The organism is Pseudomonas sp. Je.1.5.c (genome assembly GCF_051129895.1).
GTDB classification, from domain to species: Bacteria; Pseudomonadota; Gammaproteobacteria; order Pseudomonadales; family Pseudomonadaceae; genus Aquipseudomonas; species Aquipseudomonas urmiensis.
In genome coordinates this window covers 1-18,573 of the sequence record NZ_JBCPSP010000037.1, presented here as the reverse complement: position 1 = coordinate 18,573, position 18,573 = coordinate 1, and the positions used below count along the sequence as shown (strand labels likewise).

The window sequence follows — 18,573 nt, the reverse complement described above, 5'->3', positions numbered from 1 at the left end:
ACATCCGTGAGCGAGACTGCTATCACACAGCCCGGCATCCCCCCGTCTGCCAAGCCCTGGTACGTCTACCTGGTGCGCGCCGCCAATGGCTCGCTGTACTGCGGCATCAGCGACGATCCACAGCGGCGTTTTCTCAAGCACCAGAAAGGTCAGGGCGCGCGCTACTTCAAGACCAGCCCGGCGCAGGCGCTGGTGTATGTCGAGCAATGGCCAGACAAGTCCGAAGCGTTGCGCCAGGAGCGGCTGGTGAAGAAGCTGCGCAAGTCTGCCAAGGAGGCCCTGGTGGCCTCCTGGCCAGGTCTTAGTCGGTGCGACGCTTGAGCTGATCGATCAGCTGGGTCGGCAGGCCCTTGATGATCAGCGTGCCTGCTTCTTCGTCATATTCCACTTTCGAACCCAGCAGGTGAGCCTCGAAGCTGATCGACAGGCCCTCGGCGCGCCCGGTGAAGCGGCGGAATTGGTTGAGCGTGCGTTTATCGGCTGGAATTTCCGGCGACAGGCCGTAGTCCTTGTTGCGGATGTGATCGTAGAACGCCTTGGGGCGGTCTTCGTCGATGAGGCTGGAAAGCTCTTCCAAGGTGACCGGCTCGCCCATCTTGGTCTGGCTGGTGGCGTAGTCGACCAGGGTCTGGGTCTTCTCGCGCGCCGACTCCTCAGGCAGGTCTTCGCTTTCGACGAAGTCGCTGAACGCCTTGAGCAGGGTGCGGGTCTCGCCGGGGCCATCGACGCCCTCCTGGCAGCCGATGAAGTCGCGGAAGTACTCCGAGACCTTCTTGCCGTTCTTGCCCTTGATGAACGAGATGTACTGTTTGGAAGCCTGGTTGTTCTGCCATTCGGACAGGTTGATCCGCGCCGCCAGGTGCAGTTGGCCCAGGTCCAGATGGCGAGAGGGGGTCACGTCGAGCTCGGCGTTGACCGCCACGCCGTCGCTGTGGTGCAGCAGGGCGATGGCCAGGTACTCGGTCATGCCTTGCTGGTAGTGAGCGAACAGCACATGGCCACCGGTGGAGAGGTTGGACTCTTCCATCAGTTTTTGCAGGTGCTCGACGGCGATCCGGCTGAAGGCGGTGAAGTCTTTTTCTTCACTCAGGTACTGCTTGAGCCAGCCACTGAACGGGTAGGCGCCGGACTCGCCGTGGAACAACCCCCACGCCTTGCCTTGCTTGGCGTTGTAGCTGTCGTTGAGGTCGGCCAGCAGGTTTTCGATGGCGTCCGATGCGCCCAGCTCGTTATCCCGTGCATGCAGCACGGCGGGGCTGCCATCAGGCTTCTTGTCGATCAGGTGAACGATGCAATGACGGATTGGCATGGAAATCTCGGAGGTTGGAGCACGCGTGGCGATGGCCAAGGGTGCGCTGTGCAAAGTCGATCAGTTTAACCCAGAGATTGGGTGATGCAGTGGCCAGAAGTTGGCGTAAATGGCTGTTGTTCGTTTTTTGTTCGATTTTTTGCGTTTTCGGGGTAAACCCCCGAAAAACCTGCATAAAAACCAAGCTGGCAGCGGATATTTATCTATTCCTGTGGTAGCTTTGCGCGGTCTTGCGCCCCTTGAATGGCGCATTGCTGGCAGATCGCTTGCGTCGTGTCGAACCAAACGCCGATTTTCGTATCTACATACGCGATTGGCGCGGCCCGCCGGACAGTTTCGGGCTGGCCCGATAACGACGTAGCACGCTGCATAACCTCTGAATTTTTAGGGAAGGAACACCACAATGGCACTGACCAAAGACCAACTGATTGCCGACATCGCCGAAGCAATCGACGCGCCAAAAACCACCGCTCGCAATGCTCTGGAGCAACTGGGCCAGATCGTTGCTGACCAGCTGGAAAACGGCGCTGAGATCACCCTGCCAGGCATCGGCAAGCTGAAAGTCACCGAGCGTCCTGCCCGTACCGGCCGCAACCCTTCGACTGGCGCTGCCATCGAAATCGCTGCCAAGAAAGTCGTCAAGTTCGTACCTGCCAAGGTCCTGACCGACGCCGTCAACAAGTAATTGTCGACGCTTGCGTAAAACCGCGCCCGGCTTGCCCGGACGCGGTTTTTTTACGCCTGCGTTTTACCCTGGCGCTGGGCATGCCAGGCCTGGCGCGCGGCATCGTCGTGAAAGCTCCAGGCAACCATGCGGCTCTGCTTCTGGCCTTGGCCCATCTCGATGACCCGCACCGCTTTGGCGGCGGCTTTCTTCAGGGCCACTTCGATGCCTGGCAGATTGCTCGCCTTGGACACCAGGCTGGTGAACCACAGCACCTGATGGCCACAGGCAGCGCTCTCGGCGATCAACTGGGTGACGAAGCGAATCTCGCCGCCTTCGCACCACAGCTCATTGTTCTGCCCACCAAAATTGAGCACCGGCAGCTTGCGCTTGGGGTCCTGCTTGCCGAGGTTTTTCCACTTGCGTTGACTACCGCGGGTGGCTTCGTCGCGCGAGCTGTGGAAGGGCGGATTGCTCAGGGTGATATCGAAGCGTTCGTCTGCCTGCAGCAAGCCGCTGAGGATGTGCTTGCTGTTGCTCTGCTGGCGCAGGCTGATGGCTTTATTGAGACCGTTGGCCTGGACGATGGCTTTGGCCGAGGCCAGGGCTATCGGGTCGATGTCCGAGCCGAGGAAGCGCCAACGGTAGTCGCTGTGGCCGAGCAGCGGATAAATGCAGTTGGCACCTACGCCAACGTCCAGGGCACGTACCTGGGCGCCACGCGGGATCTCGCCAGCATTGTCTTCGGCAAGCAGGTCGGCCAATACGTGGATGTAATCGGCGCGGCCTGGAATCGGTGGGCACAGGTAGTCGGCTGGGATGTCCCAGTGCTGGATGCCGTACTGGGCCTTGAGCAGGGCGCGGTTGAACACCCGTACCGCTTCAGGGTTGGCGAAGTCGATGCTGGGCTTGCCGTAGGGGTTGGTGATGGTGAAGCGGGCCAGGTCCGGGTGCGCCTTGATCAGGCTGGGGAAGTCATAGCGGCCCTGGTGGCGGTTGCGCGGGTGCAGGGTGGGTTTGTCGGTCATAGGGGTGTCCTGTGTAAAGCATCGCGGGGCAAGCCCGCTCCCACGCCTTCACTCCATACCGGAGCGGATGCGTGGGAGCGGGCTTGCCCCGCGATGGCCTCACTGAGGTTTAGAGCGCGGCAATCCGCGCATGCTGCTCGGTGAAGTTGGCCAGCGCCTGCTCGGCTTCAGCCAGCTTGGCGCGTTCCTTGTCGATTACCGCAGGCGGTGCCTTGTCGACGAAGGCGGCGTTGGACAGCTTGCCGCCAACGCGTTGCACTTCACCTTGCAGACGCTGGATTTCCTTGTTCAGGCGAGCCAGCTCGGCGTCCTTGTCGATCAGACCGGCCATTGGCACCAGCACCTGCAGATCGCCAACCAGTGCGGTGGCCGACAGTGGCGCTTCGTCCTGTTCGCCGAGCACGGTGAACGACTCGACCTTGGCCAGCTTCTTGAGCAGCGCTTCGTTTTCTTGCAAGCGACGCTGGTCGTCGGCATTGGCGTTCTTGAGGAACAGCGGCAGCGGTTTGCCTGGGCCAATGTTCATCTCGGCGCGAATGTTACGCAGACCGACCATCAACTGTTGCAGCCACTCGATGTCACCTTCGGCCGCTACGTCGATGCGGCTGTCGTTGGCCACGGGCCATGGTTGCAGCATGATGGTCTTGCCGTCGATGCCTGCCAGCGGCGCGATGCGCTGCCAGATTTCTTCGGTGATGAACGGCATGAACGGGTGGGCCAGGCGCAGGGCCACTTCCAGCACGCGTACCAGGGTGCGACGGGTGCCGCGGGCGCGCTCGACCGGGGCGTTTTCGTCCCACAGGACCGGCTTGGACAGCTCCAGGTACCAGTCGCAGTACTGGTTCCAGATGAACTCGTACAGGGCCTGGCTGGCCAGGTCGAAGCGGAACTGCTCGAGCTGACGGGTCACTTCAGCTTCGGTGCGCTGCAGCTGCGAGATGATCCAGCGGTCGGCCAGCGACAGCTCGTAGGCCTCGCCGTTCTGGCCGCAGTCTTCGCCTTTGTCCAGCACGTAGCGGGCGGCGTTCCAGATCTTGTTGCAGAAGTTGCGGTAGCCTTCGACGCGGCCCATGTCGAACTTGATGTCGCGGCCGGTGGAGGCCAGCGAGCAGAAGGTGAAGCGCAGGGCGTCGGTGCCGTAGCTGGCGATGCCTTCGGGGAACTCGGCCTTGGTCTGCTTGGCGATCTTCTCGGCAAGCTTGGGCTGCATCATGCCGCTGGTGCGTTTTTCCAGCAGGGCGTCGAGGGTGATGCCATCGACGATGTCCAGCGGGTCAAGCACGTTGCCCTTGGACTTGGACATCTTCTGGCCCTGGCCGTCGCGCACCAGACCGTGGACGTAGACGGTCTTGAACGGAACCTGCGGAGTGCCGTCCTCGTTCTTCACCAGGTGCATGGTCAGCATGATCATCCGGGCGACCCAGAAGAAGATGATGTCGAAGCCGGTGACCAGCACGTCGGTGGAGTGGAATTTCTTCAGGAACTCGGTCTGCTCCGGCCAGCCGAGGGTGGAGAAGGTCCACAGGCCGGAACTGAACCAGGTGTCGAGCACGTCGTCGTCCTGGCGCAGGACCACGTCGCTGCCCAGGTTGTGCTTGGTACGCACTTCTTCCTCGTTGCGGCCAACGTAGACCTGGCCGGCCTCGTCGTACCACGCCGGGATCCGGTGGCCCCACCACAGCTGACGGCTGATGCACCAGTCCTGGATGTCACGCATCCACGAGAAGTACATGTTTTCGTACTGCTTGGGCACGAACTGGATGCGGCCGTCTTCCACAGCGGCGATGGCAGGTTCTGCCAGCGGCTTGGTGGAGACATACCACTGGTCGGTCAGCCACGGCTCGATGACGGTGCCGGAGCGATCGCCTTTCGGCACTTTCAGCGCGTGGTCATCGACGCTGACCAGCAGGCCCTGGGCATCGAGGTCGGCAACGATCTGCTTGCGCGCGACGAAGCGGTCGAGGCTGGCGTATTGCGCTGGCAGGCTGGTGTCGATCTGTTCGTTGACGCTGCCGTCGAGGTTGAAGGCCTGGGCACTGGCCAGCACCAGGGCGTTCTTGTCGAAGATGTTCAGCAGCGGCAAGTTATGGCGCTTGCCGACTTCATAGTCGTTGAAGTCGTGGGCTGGGGTGATCTTCACGCAGCCGGTGCCGAATTCCGGGTCGCAATAATCGTCGCCGATGATCGGGATCAGGCGGCCGACCAGCGGCAGCTTGACGAACTTGCCGATCAGGGCCTGGTAGCGCTCGTCATTCGGGTTGACCGCGACCGCAGCGTCACCCAGCAGGGTTTCCGGACGGGTGGTGGCCACGACCAGGTAGTCCTTGCCATCGGCAGTCTTGGCGCCGTCGGCCAGCGGGTAGCGCAGGTTCCACAGGTGACCTTTCTCGTCGTGGTTTTCCACTTCCAGGTCAGAGATGGCGGTGTGCAGCTTGGTGTCCCAGTTGACCAGGCGCTTGCCGCGGTAGATCAGGCCGTCTTCGTGCAGGCGGACGAAGGCTTCCTTGACCGCGTCGGACAGGCCGTCGTCCATGGTGAAGCGCTCGCGGCTCCAGTCGACCGACGAACCCAGGCGGCGGATCTGCCGGCTGATGTTGCCACCGGACTGCTCCTTCCACTCCCAGACCTTCTCCAGGAACTGCTCGCGGCCCAGGTCATGACGGTTCTGGCCCTTGGCCTCCAGCTGGCGCTCGACCAGCATCTGGGTGGCGATACCGGCGTGGTCGGTGCCTGGCTGCCACAGGGTGTTGCGACCCTGCATGCGGCGGAAACGGATCAGGGCGTCCATGATCGCGTTGTTGAAACCGTGGCCCATGTGCAGGCTGCCGGTCACGTTCGGTGGCGGGATCATGATGGTGTAGGACTCGCCTGCACCTTGTGGGGCGAAATAGTTCTCGGACTCCCAGGTGTTGTACCAGGAAGTTTCGATGGCGTGCGGCTGGTAGGTCTTATCCATGCGCGGCGGGACCCTTAGGCATTAATTCGGGAAAGCCGAGAAGTATAACGGAGCCGTAGGTTTCAGGCGACAAGCTGCTGGGGTCTTGTTATGCAGGTCTGGCCCTATCGCGGGGCAAGCCCGCTCCCACGCAGGCTTGTCCATTGACAAGGCGCTAGAACAGGCGCTCTTCCCACGCAGGCTTGTCCATTGACAAGGCGCTAGAACAGGCGCTCCTCCCACGCAGGCTTGGCATTGACAAGGCGTGGGAGCGGGCTTGCCCCGCGATAGGGTCACAACGGACACATTCAGGTTCGAGGCTTACTCGGGGCGCTTGAGCAGGCGCTCCATGCGCGCATCGAGGCGGCGCTTGATCTCGGTTTCGATATGCGGGGTGAAGTCGTTGATCACGTCTTGCATGATCAACTGGGCAGCGGCACGCAGTTCGGCGTCCAGGCGCAGCAGGGTGTCCTGGCGGCGAGTCTGCGGGTCTTCTTCTTCGGCAGCGGCAGGGGCTACCGGCTGCGCTACAGCCGGTGCATTGCCGGCGGGCTCGTCCAGCAGCAGGGGAATCTGTTCGACCGTATCGGTCAGCAGCGGTGGTTGCAGGTCGGCATCACCCAACAGCTCGCGGATCGACTCCAGGTCGTCGAGCAGATGGGCAGAATCGGGCAGGGGAGAGTGCTTGTCCATCGTCGTTAAAGTCGCTGTAGGCGGTGATCTTGCAGAGCATAGCCCCGTTCACGGTAGAAACGGAACCGCTCTCGTGCGGCAAGGCGAATGCTGGGCTCCTCGACGACGATCTCGGCCACCCGGGCGAACTGCTCGACAAACCCCGGAACGTCGCCGCCCAGGTTGATCAGCAAGTCGCGATGGTCACCGGCGTCACTCCCCAAACCCAGGACCACTGCAGCGTCGGCATGGGCCTCGGCCAGGTCGTGGGGCACGAAGGCCTCGCCCTTGAAGTGCCACAGGCGTTGGTTGAGTTGTTCACGCTGTTCGCCGTCCTGGCAATGCAGGTAGACCCGGTGGCCGAGGCGCCAGGCTTTCTCACACAGCTTGCAGGCGAAATCCAGCCGCGCCGACAGCGAGTCGGTGGGCAGGATATAGAAATCTACTTGGCTCATGGTTCAGTCCGTTGGCGGGTGGCCGCGAGCGGCGCACCCGCCGTGCGGGGTCAGGCGTTGGCGCGGTCGAGCAGGTATTGGGTCAGCAGGGGCACGGGGCGGCCAGTGGCGCCTTTGTCCTTGCCGCCGCTGATCCAGGCGGTGCCAGCGATGTCCAGGTGCGCCCAGTTGTAGGCCTTGGCAAAGCGCGACAGGAAGCACGCCGCGGTAATGGTGCCGGCCTTCGGCCCGCCGATGTTGGCGATGTCGGCGAACGGGCTGTCCAGCTGCTCCTGGTACTCGTCGAACAGCGGCAGCTGCCAGGCGCGGTCGTCGGCCCGCTTGCCGGCGCTGAGCAGTTGCTCGAGCAGATCGTCGTTGTTGCCCAGCAGGCCGGTGGTGTGGCTGCCCAGGGCGACGATGCAGGCGCCAGTCAGGGTGGCGATGTCGATCACCGCCTGCGGCTTGAAGCGTTCGGCGTAGGTCAGGGCATCGCACAGCACCAGGCGGCCTTCAGCGTCGGTGTTGAGGATTTCGACGGTTTGCCCGCTCATGGTGGTGACGATGTCGCCAGGACGGGTGGCGTTGCCGCTTGGCATGTTCTCGGCACAGGCCAGGATGCACACCAGGTTGATCGGCAGCTTGAGCTCGAGCACCGCACGCAGGGTGCCGAACACGCTGGCCGCGCCGCACATGTCGTACTTCATTTCATCCATGCCGGCGCCTGGCTTGAGGCTGATGCCGCCGGTGTCGAAGGTGATGCCTTTACCCACCAGCACGAACGGTTTTTCGCTCTTCTTGCCGCCCTGGTATTGCATGACGATCAAGCGTGGTGGCTGTTCGCTGCCCTGGCCAACGGCGTAGAACGCGCCCATCCCGAGGTCTTTGATCTTCTTCTCGTCGAACACTTCGACCTTCAGGCCTTTGTTGGCCTTGCCCAGTTCCTTGGCCTGTTCGGCCAGGTAGCTTGGGTGGCAGATGTTCGGCGGCAGGTTGCCCAGGTCGCGGGTCAAGGACATGCCGCTGGCGATCGCGCTGGCGTGCTTGACGGCACGCTCGACCTCGGCCAGGCCGGCCTTGTCGGCCAGCAGGGTGATTTTCTTGAGCACGCGCGGCTCGGCCTTCTGGCTCTTGAAGCGGTCGAACAGGTAGTCGCCGTCAAGCAGGGTTTCGGCCAGCAGGCGGTATTTGCCGTAATGCGCGTCGCGGCCAGTGACGGCGATATCGTCCAGGGCCAGTACCGCGTCGCTGCCACCCAGGCTCTTCAGCACACCGGCCACGCTCACGGCCAGCTTGCGCCAGCTGCGATCGCCCAGGGCGTCCTTGCCGCTGCCAACCAGCAGCACGCGCTCGGCCTTCAGGCCCGGCAGGCTGTGCAGCAGCAGGGTCTGGCCAGGCTTGCCAGCCAGGTCGCCACGCTTGAGCACGGCGGAGATGGCGCCATTGGACGTTTCATCGACGGCCTTGGCGATGTTGCCGAGCTTGCGCCCCTCGCCGACGGCCACTACCAGCGTGGCGGTTTTCAACGATGCAGCAGCTACGCTTTTTACAACCAGTTCCATGTCAGGACCCCGTAGATCTGTGAGTTGGCGCAATGAGTGCGCGCTCGAAGCGGGCTTGGCCGCGTGGTCGCGTGCCAGCGGAAAAGCTGCCAGTTTGAGCCTGGGGCAAGGCCGCTGACAACCCCGATATGTACTGTCATGCGCGGCCAAGTGACAGGCGAGGTCAATCACAGGATAATGCGCGCACTTTACATGGAGGTTCGCCGTTGGCGAACCGGCATAGGTCTTGGCTGTCCGAAGCCATTAATTGGCTGTTCGCCCCTGACAACCCAGGAGTGTCTGGTTTGATCGTCTTTCGTTATCTGTCCCGCGAGGTCCTGCTGACCTTGAGCGCCGTCAGCGCTGTGCTGCTGGTGATCATCATGAGCGGGCGTTTCATCAAATACCTGGCACAGGCCGCCCAGGGCGTGCTCGACCCGAGCGTGCTGTTCCTGATCATGGGCTTCCGGCTGCCGGGTTTCTTGCAGCTGATCCTGCCGTTGGGCTTGTTCCTGGGCATTCTGCTGGCTTATGGCCGGTTGTACCTTGAGAGCGAGATGACCGTGCTCTCGGCCACCGGCATGAGCCAGCAACGCCTGCTGGCGATGACCATGGCCCCAGCGGCCCTGGTCGCCCTGCTGGTCGCTTGGCTGAGCTTGAGCCTGGCGCCACAAGGTGTGTCGCAGGTGCAGCAGATCATCAATCAGCAAGATGCCCTGACCGAGTTCGACACCCTGGTGCCTGGGCGTTTCCAGACCCTGCGCGATGGCTCACGGGTGACCTACACCGAGCAGCTGTCCGATGACCGGGTCAATCTGGCTGGCGTGTTCATTTCCGAGAAGCGCTTTAACGCCGACAAGACCAAGGACCGCGCGCCTTCGGTACTGGTTGCCGAAAAAGGCCACCAGGAAGTGCAGGCCGACGGCAACCGTTACCTGATCCTGGAAAACGGCTACCGCTACGACGGCAACCCTGGCCAGGCCGACTACCGGGCGATCAAGTACGACACTTACGGCGTGCTGCTGCCCAAGCCTGAAGTCAGTGAAGAAGTCACCGAGCGTGAGGCCATCCCGACGTCCGAGCTGATCGGTCATAAAGGCCTGCGTGAGCGTGCCGAGCTGCAATGGCGGCTGTCGCTGCCGCTGCTGGTGTTTGTCGTGACCTTGCTGGCAGTCCCGCTGTCGCGGGTCAATCCTCGCCAGGGCCGCTTCCTCAAGCTGCTGCCGGCGATCCTCCTCTACATGGCTTACCTGACAATGCTGATTTCCGTACGCGGCGCCCTGGAGAAGGGCAAGCTCCCGATCGCCCTGGGCATGTGGTGGGTGCACGGGCTGTTCCTGCTGATCGGCCTGGGCCTGATGTACTGGGAGCCAATGCGCCTCAAACGTGCTGCGCGGCGTGCGGGGGTGTCTCATGGTTAAGCTGGATCGCTATATCGGCATGAGCGTGCTGCTGGCCATCCTGGCTGTGCTCGGCATCATTCTTGGCCTGGCCTCGCTGTTCGCCTTCATCGATGAGATGGGCGACCTGAGCGATACCTACACCGTGCTCGACGCCGGTTACTTCGTCTTGATGACCGCGCCTCGCCGGCTCTACGAGATGCTGCCGATGGCGGCCTTGATCGGCTGCCTGATCGGCCTGGGTAGCCTGGCCAGCAGCAGCGAACTGACCATCATGCGGGCTGCCGGCGTATCGATCGGGCGGATCGTCTGGGCGGTCATGAAACCGATGCTGGTGCTGATGCTGGTCGGTCTGCTGATCGGCGAGTACGTCGCCCCGGTTACCGAAAACAAAGGCCAGGCCGAGCGCTCGCTGGCACAGGGCGGTGGCGAGGCGCAGAGCTCCAAGCGCGGCATGTGGCACCGCCAGGGCGAAGAGTTCGTGCACATCAACTCGGTGCAGCCTAACGGCCTGCTGCTGGGTGTGACCCGCTATCGCTTCGACGATGAGCGCAAGATCGTCACCTCCAGCTTTGCCCGTCGGGCCAAGTACAACGAAGACCACTGGGTGCTCAACGATGTCACCACCACTCACTTCCGTGGCGACCACACCGAAGTGGTCAAGGCCCCGGAAGAGCGCTGGGATGTGTCGGTAACCCCGCAGTTGCTCAATACCGTAGTGCTGGCGCCCGAGTCGCTGTCGATTACCGGGCTGTGGGACTACATCCATTACCTGTCTGACCAAGGCCTGAACAATGCCCGCTACTGGCTGGCGTTCTGGACCAAGGTGCTGCAGCCGGCGGTGACTGCGGCGCTGGTGCTGATGGCGATTTCGTTCATCTTCGGCCCACTGCGTTCGGTGACCCTGGGGCAACGTGTGTTCACCGGTGTATTGGTGGGCTTTGTGTTCCGGATTGCCCAAGACCTGCTTGGCCCATCCAGCCAGGTGTTTGGCTTCCCGCCGCTGTTGGCGGTGGTGATACCGGCAGGCGTTTGTGCGCTGGCCGGGCTGTGGTTGCTGCGTCGAGCGGGCTGATGGCCTGGGCGATGTGAAAAAGCCGACCTTAGGGTCGGCTTTTTCATGGCCAATTTTCTGTAGGAGCTGATCCACTGGGCAGGTTATTTCTTCTGTTTCGGAACCCGCACCAGTTGGGTCTCGGAGTAGATGTCATGCCAGCTGCGCTTGCGCTTGTCGATCAACGACCAGACAAACCCCATCCCCAAGCACAGCCAGGACGCGATCGACACGACAAACCGCAGCAGCGCCTGCCACAGGCTGATCGCGCTGCCATCGGCGTTCTGCACGCGCACGCCCCACACTTGCATGCCCAGGGTCTGGCCGCCATGGGTCCAGAACTTGGCAAAAAAGCCAAACAGCGCAAACACCAGGATCGTCGACAGCAGCGGATCACCATCCAACGCACCGGCATCGGTCAGCTCGCGCATGCGCGCCTCGCCGATGATCGCCATCTGGATCATCTTGTAGACCCCGGCAGTGACGATCAGCAGGGCGGTGCACAGCAGGAAGTCATAGAACATCGCCGCCAGGCGACGGCCCAGGCCAACAGGCGGGAAATCACCCTGGGGAGAAAGGGAATGCTTGGGCATGCAGGGCAACTCCAGATGGCAAAGGCCCATTCTATGGAATTGCAGGCATAAAAAAGCCCCTGCGGATCAATGCAGGGGCTTTTTTAACGCAGATCAGCCTTCGGCTTGAACTTCGTCAGCCTGCATGCCTTTCTGGCCCTGGACGGCAACGAAAGTCACCTTCTGGCCTTCTTTCAGGCTCTTGAAACCGTTGCCTTGAATGGCACGGAAGTGAACGAACAGGTCAGCACCGCTCTCTGGGGTGATGAAACCGTAACCTTTTTCGTCATTGAACCACTTGACGGTACCGTTCTGACGCTCAGCCATTGTCTTATTTCCTATGAATCTTTAGAGAGTAATAACAGTTTCTTTCGTATCGAATAGACGAAAGCGTACTGGGCTGGGTTGCAGGAAAGTAAGAGACGTCGAACGGGTTGTAGCAGATTGCAGCTACTGGCCCAGGTCACGAACTGTTGCGACCCATGCAAACACAGTGAGCTGAATGTACGCCAACTCCCAAGACAAAAACAAGCCCTGCCGATTCGCCGATTTCGGCCTTTTTCCGATAACCGCCCCGTTTGTCTGCAGGCGGCATGGCGCCTGGGCTGGCGCCATGTTCAAAAGTTATGGAGCAGGTTCGAAAACGAATATTGCCCGCCTGCTCGAAACGGCTTTCAACCGCGATAGTAACGTTGCGCGACAAAAGGCATTTTGCTGACTTTCAAGGCAACTCGTTTGCCCCTGACCAGGGCATACAGCGAGGTATCGAGTGCGGCATGTTCGCTATCGACATAACCCATTGCCAGCGGTGCACCGAGTGTCGGGCCGAAGCCGCCGCTGCACACTGCGCCAACAATGTTGCCGGCCTCGTCGACAATCTCGGCACCCTCACGCACCGGAGTACGTTCTTGCGGCAACAGGCCGACTCGCTTGCGTGCCACGCCTTGCTGCTGCTGGGCGAAGATCGCAGCGGCGCCGGGGAAGCCACCTGCGCGCGCACCATCGGCCCGACGCACTTTGGAAATGGCCCAGAGCAAGCTGGCCTCGATCGGTGTGGTGGCGCTGTTCATATCGTGGCCATACAAGCACAGGCCTGCCTCCAGGCGCAGCGAGTCGCGCGCGCCCAGGCCGATGGCCTGGACTTCAGGCTCAGCCAGCAGGCGACGGGCCAGGGCCTCGGCAGCGGCTGCAGGCACGGAAATCTCGTAGCCGTCTTCGCCGGTGTAGCCCGAGCGGCTGACGTAGCAGTCCTGGCCGAGCAATGTGATGGGACGGAACTGCATGAAGGTCATGCCAGCCACTTCGGGTGCCAGGCGCGCAAGCACCGTGACCGCCGCTGGGCCTTGCAGGGCGAGCAGGGCGCGCTCTTCGAACAGTGGCTGGACCTCGCAGCGGTTGCCGATGTGCTGTTGCAGGTGGGCCAGGTCCTGCTCTTTGCAGGCAGCGTTGACCACCAGGAACAACTCATCGTTTACCAGGTTGGCGACCATCAGGTCATCGAGGATGCCGCCGCTTTCATTGGTGAACATGGCGTAGCGCTGCATTCCCACCGGCAGGTCGACGATATCCACTGGCACCAGGGTTTCCAGGGCACGGGCGGCGTCGGCCCCGAGCAGGCGGATCTGACCCATGTGCGAAACATCGAACAGGCCGGCCTGTTCGCGGGTGTGCAGGTGTTCCTTCATCACCCCCAGCGGGTACTGCACGGGCATGTCAAAGCCGGCGAACGGCACCATGCGTGCGCCCAGTTCCAGGTGCAGGGCGTGCAGTGGGGTCTTGTGCAGTGTTTCGGACATCAGCAACTCCTTGATTTGTTGTTGGCTCAACATTCGATGATGTTGACGGCAAGACCGCCGCGGGCGGTCTCCTTGTATTTGCTTTTCATGTCGGCGCCGGTCTGGCGCATGGTGCGGATCACCTTGTCGAGCGAGACGAAGTGCTGGCCGTCACCGCGCAAGGCCATGCGCACGGCGTTGATCGCCTTCACCGAGCCCATGGCGTTGCGCTCGATGCAGGGCACCTGAACCAAGCCGCCGATGGGGTCGCAGGTCAGGCCCAGGTTGTGCTCCATGCCGATTTCGGCAGCGTTCTCGACTTGCTGCGGGGTGCCGCCCATCACTTCGCACAGCGCCCCAGCGGCCATCGAGCACGCCACGCCGACCTCGCCCTGGCAGCCCACTTCGGCGCCGGAGATCGAGGCGTTTTCTTTGTACAGGATGCCGATAGCGGCGGCGGTCAGCAGAAAACGCACTACGCCGTCGTCACTGGCACCCGGCACGAAGCGCATGTAGTAGTGCAGAACCGCCGGGATGATCCCGGCCGCGCCATTGGTCGGCGCGGTGACTACGCGCCCGCCGTTGGCATTTTCTTCGTTGACCGCCAGGGCATAGAGGTTGACCCAGTCGAGCACCGACAAGGCGTCGCGTAGGCTCGCCTCCGGGTGCTGGCTGAGCTGCCGGTACAACGCCGGCGCCCGGCGCTTGACCTTCAGCCCGCCCGGCAAGATGCCCTCATGGCGACAGCCGGCCGCGACACAGTCCTGCATCACTTGCCAGATCCGCAGCAGGCCGGCACGGGTCTCGCTTTCTGGGCGCCAGGCGGCTTCGTTGGCCAGCATCACCTGGCTGAACGACAGTTGCTGGGCGCTGCAATGGGCGAGCAGCTCTTTGCCGGTGGTGAAGGGGTAGGTCAGTGGCGTGCGGTCCTCGACGATGCGATCGTGCCCGGCCGCCTCTTCGTCGACCACGAAACCGCCACCGACCGAGTAGTACTCGCGGCTGCGGATTTGTAATCCGGCTGCGTCGAAAGCGCGGAAGATCATGCCGTTGGGGTGGTAATCCAGCGGTTTGCGGATCATCGCCAGGTGCTGTTTTTCGACGAAGCCAATCGGCTGTTCGCCGAGCAGGCGCAACTGGCCGCTTTCGCGGATTGCCTGCAGGCGGGCGGGGATGGATTCGGTGTCGACCGTATCGGGCTGCTCGCCTTCCAGGCCGAGCAACACCGCCTTGTCACTGCCGTGGCCTTTGCCGGTAGCGCCCAGCGAGCCGTACAGCTCGGCTTTGACGCAGACGGTTTGGCTCAACAGGTGATCGCGCCGCAGCCCTTCGGCGAAGCGCGCAGCGGCCCGCATCGGGCCGACGGTGTGAGAACTGGAGGGGCCGATGCCGATCTTGAACAGGTCGAAGACGCTCAGTGACATTAGCTTGCTCCTTGGTTCGGTGGGCTTGGCGCAGCAGCAGGACCGCTTTGCGGCCCCTCGCAGGCAACGCCCGCTCCTACAGGGCTATGAGTGTTGCTGGTGCAGGAGCTGGCGGAGCCTGCGATGGGCTGCAGCGCAGCCCCCGCATGTACCTGGGCTCAGACGTCCTGATAGCTCTCGATCGACGGGCAAGCGCACACCAGGTTGCGATCACCAAACACGTTGTCGACGCGGCCCACCGGTGGCCAGTACTTGGCTTCGATCAGGCTGGCCAGCGGGTACACCGCCTGCTCACGGCTATAACCATGGCTCCACTCGCCGACCAGCTCTGCGGCGGTGTGCGGCGCGTTCTTCAGCGGGTTGTCGTCCTTGTCCAGGCTGCCGCTCTCGACTGCGCGAATTTCCTCACGAATCTTGATCATCGCCTCGCAGAAACGGTCCAGTTCTTCCTTGGACTCACTTTCGGTCGGTTCGATCATCAGCGTGCCGGCGACCGGGAAAGACATGGTCGGAGCGTGGAAACCAAAGTCGATCAGGCGCTTGGCCACGTCATCGACGCTGATGCCGCTGGTGTCCTTGAGCGGGCGCAGGTCGAGGATGCATTCGTGCGCTACCAGGCCATTGCCGCCGGTGTACAACACAGGATAGTGCTCTTCCAGGCGACGGGCGATGTAGTTGGCGTTGAGGATGGCCATCTGCGAAGCCCGGGTAAGACCCGCACCACCCATCATTCGAATGTACATCCAGGTGATCGGCAGAATGCTGGCGCTGCCGAACGGTGCCGCGCAAACGGCGCCGCTAGTGTTTTCCAGCGCGGCGTGGCCTGGCAGGAACGGCGCCAGGTGCGACTTGACGCCGATCGGGCCGACGCCCGGGCCGCCACCCCCGTGGGGGATGCAGAAGGTTTTGTGCAGGTTCAGGTGCGACACGTCGCCACCGAACTTGCCGGGGGCACACAGGCCGACCATGGCGTTCATGTTGGCGCCATCGATGTACACCTGGCCGCCGTTGTCGTGGATGATCGCGCAGATCTCGCCGATCGCTTCTTCGAACACGCCGTGGGTCGATGGGTAGGTGATCATGATCGCCGCGAGCTGCTCGCGGTGCTCGAGGGCCTTGGCGCGCAGATCGTCGATGTCGACGTTGCCACGTGCGTCGCACGCGGTGACCACCACGCGCATACCGGCCATGTGCGCGGTAGCGGGGTTGGTGCCGTGGGCCGAGGAGGGGATCAGGCAGATATTGCGATGCGCCTCGCCGCGGCTGCGGTGGTAGGCACGGATCGCCAACAGGCCTGCGTATTCGCCCTGGGAGCCAGCGTTGGGTTGCAGCGACACGGCGTCATAGCCGGTGGCGGCGCAGAGCATGGCTTCCAGCTCAGTGGTCATCTGCAGGTAGCCCTGGCTCTGCGCGGCAGGCGCAAACGGGTGCAGATTGCCGAACTCGGCCCAGGTCACTGGGATCATTTCGCTGGCGGCGTTGAGCTTCATGGTGCACGAGCCCAGCGGGATCATACTGCGGTCCAGCGCCAGGTCCTTGTCGGCCAGGCGGCGCAGGTAGCGCATCAGCTCGGTTTCGCTGTGATAGCGGTTGAATACCGGGTGTTCGAGAATTGCCGATTGGCGCAGCAGCGCGGCCGGCAGGCGCGAGGCGCTGGCGGCGGCAAGGGCGGCGAACTCAGGCACAGGCTGGTCGCCTGCGAACAACTGCCAGAGGGTTTCGACATCGGCCTGGGTGCTGGTTTCGTCGAGCGACAGGCCCAGATGATCGGCGTCGACCTGGCGCAGGTTGATGCGCTGGGCGCGTGCCTTGTCGTGCAGGGCGGCGGTCGCTTGGCCGGTGGCCAGGGTCAGGGTATCGAAATAGGCTTGGGTGACGACCTTGGCGCCCAGTTGCTCAAGACCTGCGGCCAGGATCGCGGTCAGTGCATGGGTGCGCTCGGCGATGCGCTTGAGCCCGGCCGGGCCGTGGTACACGGCGAACATGCTGGCGATGTTGGCCAGCAGGACCTGCGCGGTGCAGATGTTGCTGGTGGCCTTCTCGCGGCGGATATGTTGCTCGCGGGTCTGCATGGCCAGGCGCAGGGCGGTCTTGCCGAAGCGGTCGATCGACACGCCGACCAGACGCCCCGGCATGTCGCGCTTGAACGCGTCGCGGGTGGCGAAGTAAGCCGCGTGCGGGCCACCGAAGCCTAGCGGCACGCCGAAACGCTGGGCGCTGCCGATGGCCACGTCGGCTTCGAACTCACCCGGCGGGGTCAACAGGGTCAGGGCCAGCAGGTCGGCAGCGACTGCGACCAGGGCGTTGGCAGCATGGAAACGCTGCACCAGTTCGCGGTAATCGAACACGTCGCCATTGCTCGCCGGGTATTGCAGCAGCGCGCCGAAGAAGGCACTGACGTCGGTCAGTTCACGCTCATCGCCAACCACCACGTCGATGCCCAGCGGTTCGGCGCGGGTGCGCAGTACGTCGAGGGTTTGCGGGTGGCAATGGGCCGAGGCGAAGAAGGCATGGCTGCCCTTGTTCTTCGACAGGCGTTTGCAGAAGGTCATGGCCTCGGCGGCCGCGGTGGCTTCGTCGAGCAGGGAGGCGTTGGCGATCGGCAGGCCGGTCAGGTCGCTGATCAGGGTCTGGAAGTTGAGCAGCGCTTCCAGGCGGCCTTGAGAGATTTCTGGCTGGTACGGGGTGTAGGCGGTGTACCAGGCCGGGTTTTCCAGCAGGTTGCGCAGGATCGGCGCCGGGGTGTGGGTGTTGTAGTAACCCTGGCCGATCAGGCTCTTGAACAGTTGGTTCTTGCCGGCGATGGCTTTAAGCGCGGCGAGCGCATCAGCTTCGCTCTGGCCGTCGCTGCTGCCCAGGACGCTGGTGCCCTTGATGCTGTCGGGGATGACGGCGGCGCTCATCGCCTCGAGCGAGTCGAAGCCCAGGGTGGCGAGCATGGCGTGCTCGTCAGCGCTGCGTGGGCCGATATGGCGGGCGATGAATTCGTTGGCGGTGCCGAGGTTGATGGTCATGGCAGTTCCTCAGGCGTCGGCGTTGGCTTTGATCAGGCGGTCGTAGGCGTCCTGGTCGAGCAGGGCAGCCAGGGCGTTGGCATCGGCGGGGATGAAGCGGAAGAACCAGCCTTCGCCCAGCGGATCTTCGTTGACCAGTTCGGGATTATCGGCAAGCTGCTGGTTGACCGCGACTACTTCACCGGTCAGTGGCATGTACACGCCGCTGGCGGCTTTGACCGATTCGACGGTAGAGGCTTCTGCACCTTGCTCGTAGCGTTGCAGCTCCGGCAGTTGCACATAGACCACGTCACCCAGGGCGTTCTGGGCGAAGGCGGTGATGCCTACGGTGACGCTGCCATCGGCTTCAGTACGCAGCCATTCGTGATCTTCGGTGAAACGCAACTCGCTCATGGGAATTCCTCAGGGAAGCTGGGGCGTGGGCGCGGTAGGCCGCGCTCTTGGGTGGGACTTCCCTAAGCAATATTGTGGCCAGTTAAATAAATCACTTATAAATCAATGACTTGATAAAGAACGTAAATATTCGGCTGTGAAGAATGGAATGAAATCGCTACAGAGATGGAGGCCTCAAAAGGTTCGAAGGATCAAACCCTTGGCCGTTATGGGTGAATTCGCCATGTATTGAATTCGATACGATGTATTTAAATCGATACAGAAAGCTTTTCAGGGCCTCATCGCGGGGCAAGCCCGCTCCCACGCAGCCTTTCCCACGCAGTCTCTCCCGTCGCACGTGGGAAAGGCTGCGTGGGAG

Annotated in this window: 16 protein-coding genes; 4 read left to right on the top strand and 12 right to left on the bottom strand. The window is 62.6% G+C overall.

Going from position 1 to position 18,573, the window contains the following annotated elements; genetic code table 11:
- The first annotated feature begins 6 nt into the window (after positions 1-6).
- Entirely contained in the window at positions 7-321 is a 315-nt protein-coding gene (locus AAZU54_RS21500) for a GIY-YIG nuclease family protein (protein WP_434727656.1), read from the top strand.
- On the opposite strand, the gene yejK is transcribed toward AAZU54_RS21500, so the two are convergent.
- Complete coding sequence (gene yejK, locus AAZU54_RS21495; protein WP_186554001.1) at positions 302-1,309, bottom strand: nucleoid-associated protein YejK; 1,008 nt, start codon at positions 1,307-1,309, stop codon at positions 302-304. The genes AAZU54_RS21500 and yejK overlap by 20 nt on opposite strands.
- 403 nt (positions 1,310-1,712) lie before the next feature.
- On the opposite strand from yejK, the gene AAZU54_RS21490 reads away from it, so the two are divergent.
- Positions 1,713-1,994 carry an HU family DNA-binding protein gene (locus tag AAZU54_RS21490; RefSeq protein ID WP_186554000.1) on the top strand — a complete coding sequence of 94 codons (282 nt, stop codon included), beginning with the start codon at positions 1,713-1,715 and terminating at the stop codon, positions 1,992-1,994.
- Positions 1,995-2,044: 50 nt separating this feature from the next.
- Here the strand turns inward: AAZU54_RS21490 and rlmF are convergent, their stop codons facing one another.
- From rlmF to AAZU54_RS21465, 5 genes are all read right to left on the bottom strand, one after another.
- Positions 2,045-3,001: a 23S rRNA (adenine(1618)-N(6))-methyltransferase RlmF gene (gene rlmF / locus AAZU54_RS21485; protein WP_186553999.1), complete on the bottom strand. Its 957-nt coding sequence runs from the start codon at positions 2,999-3,001 to the stop codon at positions 2,045-2,047.
- Positions 3,002-3,110: 109 nt separating this feature from the next.
- On the bottom strand, positions 3,111-5,957 hold the full coding sequence (locus AAZU54_RS21480) for a valine--tRNA ligase (protein ID WP_186553998.1): 2,847 nt from the start codon (positions 5,955-5,957) through the stop codon (positions 3,111-3,113).
- A gap of 300 nt (positions 5,958-6,257) precedes the next feature.
- On the bottom strand, positions 6,258-6,629 hold the full coding sequence (locus tag AAZU54_RS21475; protein WP_186556453.1) for a DNA polymerase III subunit chi: 372 nt from the start codon (positions 6,627-6,629) through the stop codon (positions 6,258-6,260).
- Positions 6,630-6,634: 5 nt separating this feature from the next.
- Complete coding sequence (locus tag AAZU54_RS21470) at positions 6,635-7,063, bottom strand: DNA polymerase III subunit chi (protein ID WP_186556452.1); 429 nt, start codon at positions 7,061-7,063, stop codon at positions 6,635-6,637.
- 50 nt (positions 7,064-7,113) lie between these two features.
- On the bottom strand, positions 7,114-8,604 hold the full coding sequence (locus AAZU54_RS21465) for a leucyl aminopeptidase (RefSeq protein ID WP_186556451.1): 1,491 nt from the start codon (positions 8,602-8,604) through the stop codon (positions 7,114-7,116).
- 284 nt (positions 8,605-8,888) lie between these two features.
- Here AAZU54_RS21465 and lptF point away from each other — a divergent pair, with 284 nt between their 5' ends.
- Together lptF and lptG are read left to right on the top strand one after the other, a co-directional pair.
- Entirely contained in the window at positions 8,889-10,004 is a 1,116-nt protein-coding gene (gene lptF / locus AAZU54_RS21460) for an LPS export ABC transporter permease LptF (protein WP_312154795.1), read from the top strand.
- A complete protein-coding gene (lptG, locus tag AAZU54_RS21455) occupies positions 9,997-11,058 on the top strand; it encodes an LPS export ABC transporter permease LptG (protein WP_186556449.1) in 1,062 nt (353 codons plus the stop codon). The genes lptF and lptG overlap by 8 nt, the downstream gene beginning before the upstream one ends.
- 83 nt (positions 11,059-11,141) lie before the next feature.
- Here the strand turns inward: lptG and AAZU54_RS21450 are convergent, their stop codons facing one another.
- The 6 genes from AAZU54_RS21450 to gcvH all read right to left on the bottom strand — a co-directional run bounded on the left by AAZU54_RS21450 (position 11,142) and on the right by gcvH (position 18,215).
- Positions 11,142-11,630 (bottom strand): RDD family protein, encoded by a 489-nt coding sequence (locus AAZU54_RS21450; protein WP_186556448.1) that lies wholly within the window; start codon positions 11,628-11,630, stop codon positions 11,142-11,144.
- A gap of 93 nt (positions 11,631-11,723) precedes the next feature.
- Positions 11,724-11,936 carry a cold-shock protein gene (locus AAZU54_RS21445; RefSeq protein ID WP_186556447.1) on the bottom strand — a complete coding sequence of 71 codons (213 nt, stop codon included), beginning with the start codon at positions 11,934-11,936 and terminating at the stop codon, positions 11,724-11,726.
- A gap of 347 nt (positions 11,937-12,283) precedes the next feature.
- Positions 12,284-13,408, bottom strand: a complete 1,125-nt coding sequence (gcvT, locus tag AAZU54_RS21440) for a glycine cleavage system aminomethyltransferase GcvT (RefSeq protein ID WP_434727663.1) — start codon at positions 13,406-13,408, stop codon at positions 12,284-12,286.
- A 23-nt stretch (positions 13,409-13,431) separates the two neighbouring features.
- A complete protein-coding gene (locus tag AAZU54_RS21435) occupies positions 13,432-14,808 on the bottom strand; it encodes an L-serine ammonia-lyase (protein ID WP_186556446.1) in 1,377 nt (458 codons plus the stop codon).
- A 158-nt stretch (positions 14,809-14,966) separates the two neighbouring features.
- Entirely contained in the window at positions 14,967-17,822 is a 2,856-nt protein-coding gene (gene gcvP, locus AAZU54_RS21430; protein WP_434727655.1) for an aminomethyl-transferring glycine dehydrogenase, read from the bottom strand.
- A 9-nt stretch (positions 17,823-17,831) separates the two neighbouring features.
- The gene (gene gcvH, locus AAZU54_RS21425; protein WP_186556444.1) at positions 17,832-18,215 is read right to left on the bottom strand and encodes a glycine cleavage system protein GcvH; all 384 of its coding nucleotides are present in this window, start codon (positions 18,213-18,215) and stop codon (positions 17,832-17,834) included.
- Between the last annotated feature and the right edge of the window lie 358 nt (positions 18,216-18,573).

Bases quoted from the DNA above. Each gene is read 5' to 3' on its own strand.
- AAZU54_RS21465 (WP_186556451.1), bottom strand. From the start codon at position 8,604: ATGGAACTGGTTGTAAAAAGCGTAGCTGCTGCATCGTTGAAAACCGCC.
- gcvP (WP_434727655.1), bottom strand. From the start codon at position 17,822: ATGACCATCAACCTCGGCACCGCCAACGAATTCATCGCCCGCCATATC.
- lptG (WP_186556449.1), top strand. From the start codon at position 9,997: ATGGTTAAGCTGGATCGCTATATCGGCATGAGCGTGCTGCTGGCCATC.
- gcvH (WP_186556444.1), bottom strand. From the start codon at position 18,215: ATGAGCGAGTTGCGTTTCACCGAAGATCACGAATGGCTGCGTACTGAA.
- yejK (WP_186554001.1), bottom strand. From the start codon at position 1,309: ATGCCAATCCGTCATTGCATCGTTCACCTGATCGACAAGAAGCCTGAT.
- AAZU54_RS21435 (WP_186556446.1), bottom strand. From the start codon at position 14,808: ATGTCACTGAGCGTCTTCGACCTGTTCAAGATCGGCATCGGCCCCTCC.
- AAZU54_RS21480 (WP_186553998.1), bottom strand. From the start codon at position 5,957: ATGGATAAGACCTACCAGCCGCACGCCATCGAAACTTCCTGGTACAAC.
- rlmF (WP_186553999.1), bottom strand. From the start codon at position 3,001: ATGACCGACAAACCCACCCTGCACCCGCGCAACCGCCACCAGGGCCGC.
- AAZU54_RS21475 (WP_186556453.1), bottom strand. From the start codon at position 6,629: ATGGACAAGCACTCTCCCCTGCCCGATTCTGCCCATCTGCTCGACGAC.
- AAZU54_RS21490 (WP_186554000.1), top strand. From the start codon at position 1,713: ATGGCACTGACCAAAGACCAACTGATTGCCGACATCGCCGAAGCAATC.
- AAZU54_RS21470 (WP_186556452.1), bottom strand. From the start codon at position 7,063: ATGAGCCAAGTAGATTTCTATATCCTGCCCACCGACTCGCTGTCGGCG.
- AAZU54_RS21450 (WP_186556448.1), bottom strand. From the start codon at position 11,630: ATGCCCAAGCATTCCCTTTCTCCCCAGGGTGATTTCCCGCCTGTTGGC.
- AAZU54_RS21445 (WP_186556447.1), bottom strand. From the start codon at position 11,936: ATGGCTGAGCGTCAGAACGGTACCGTCAAGTGGTTCAATGACGAAAAA.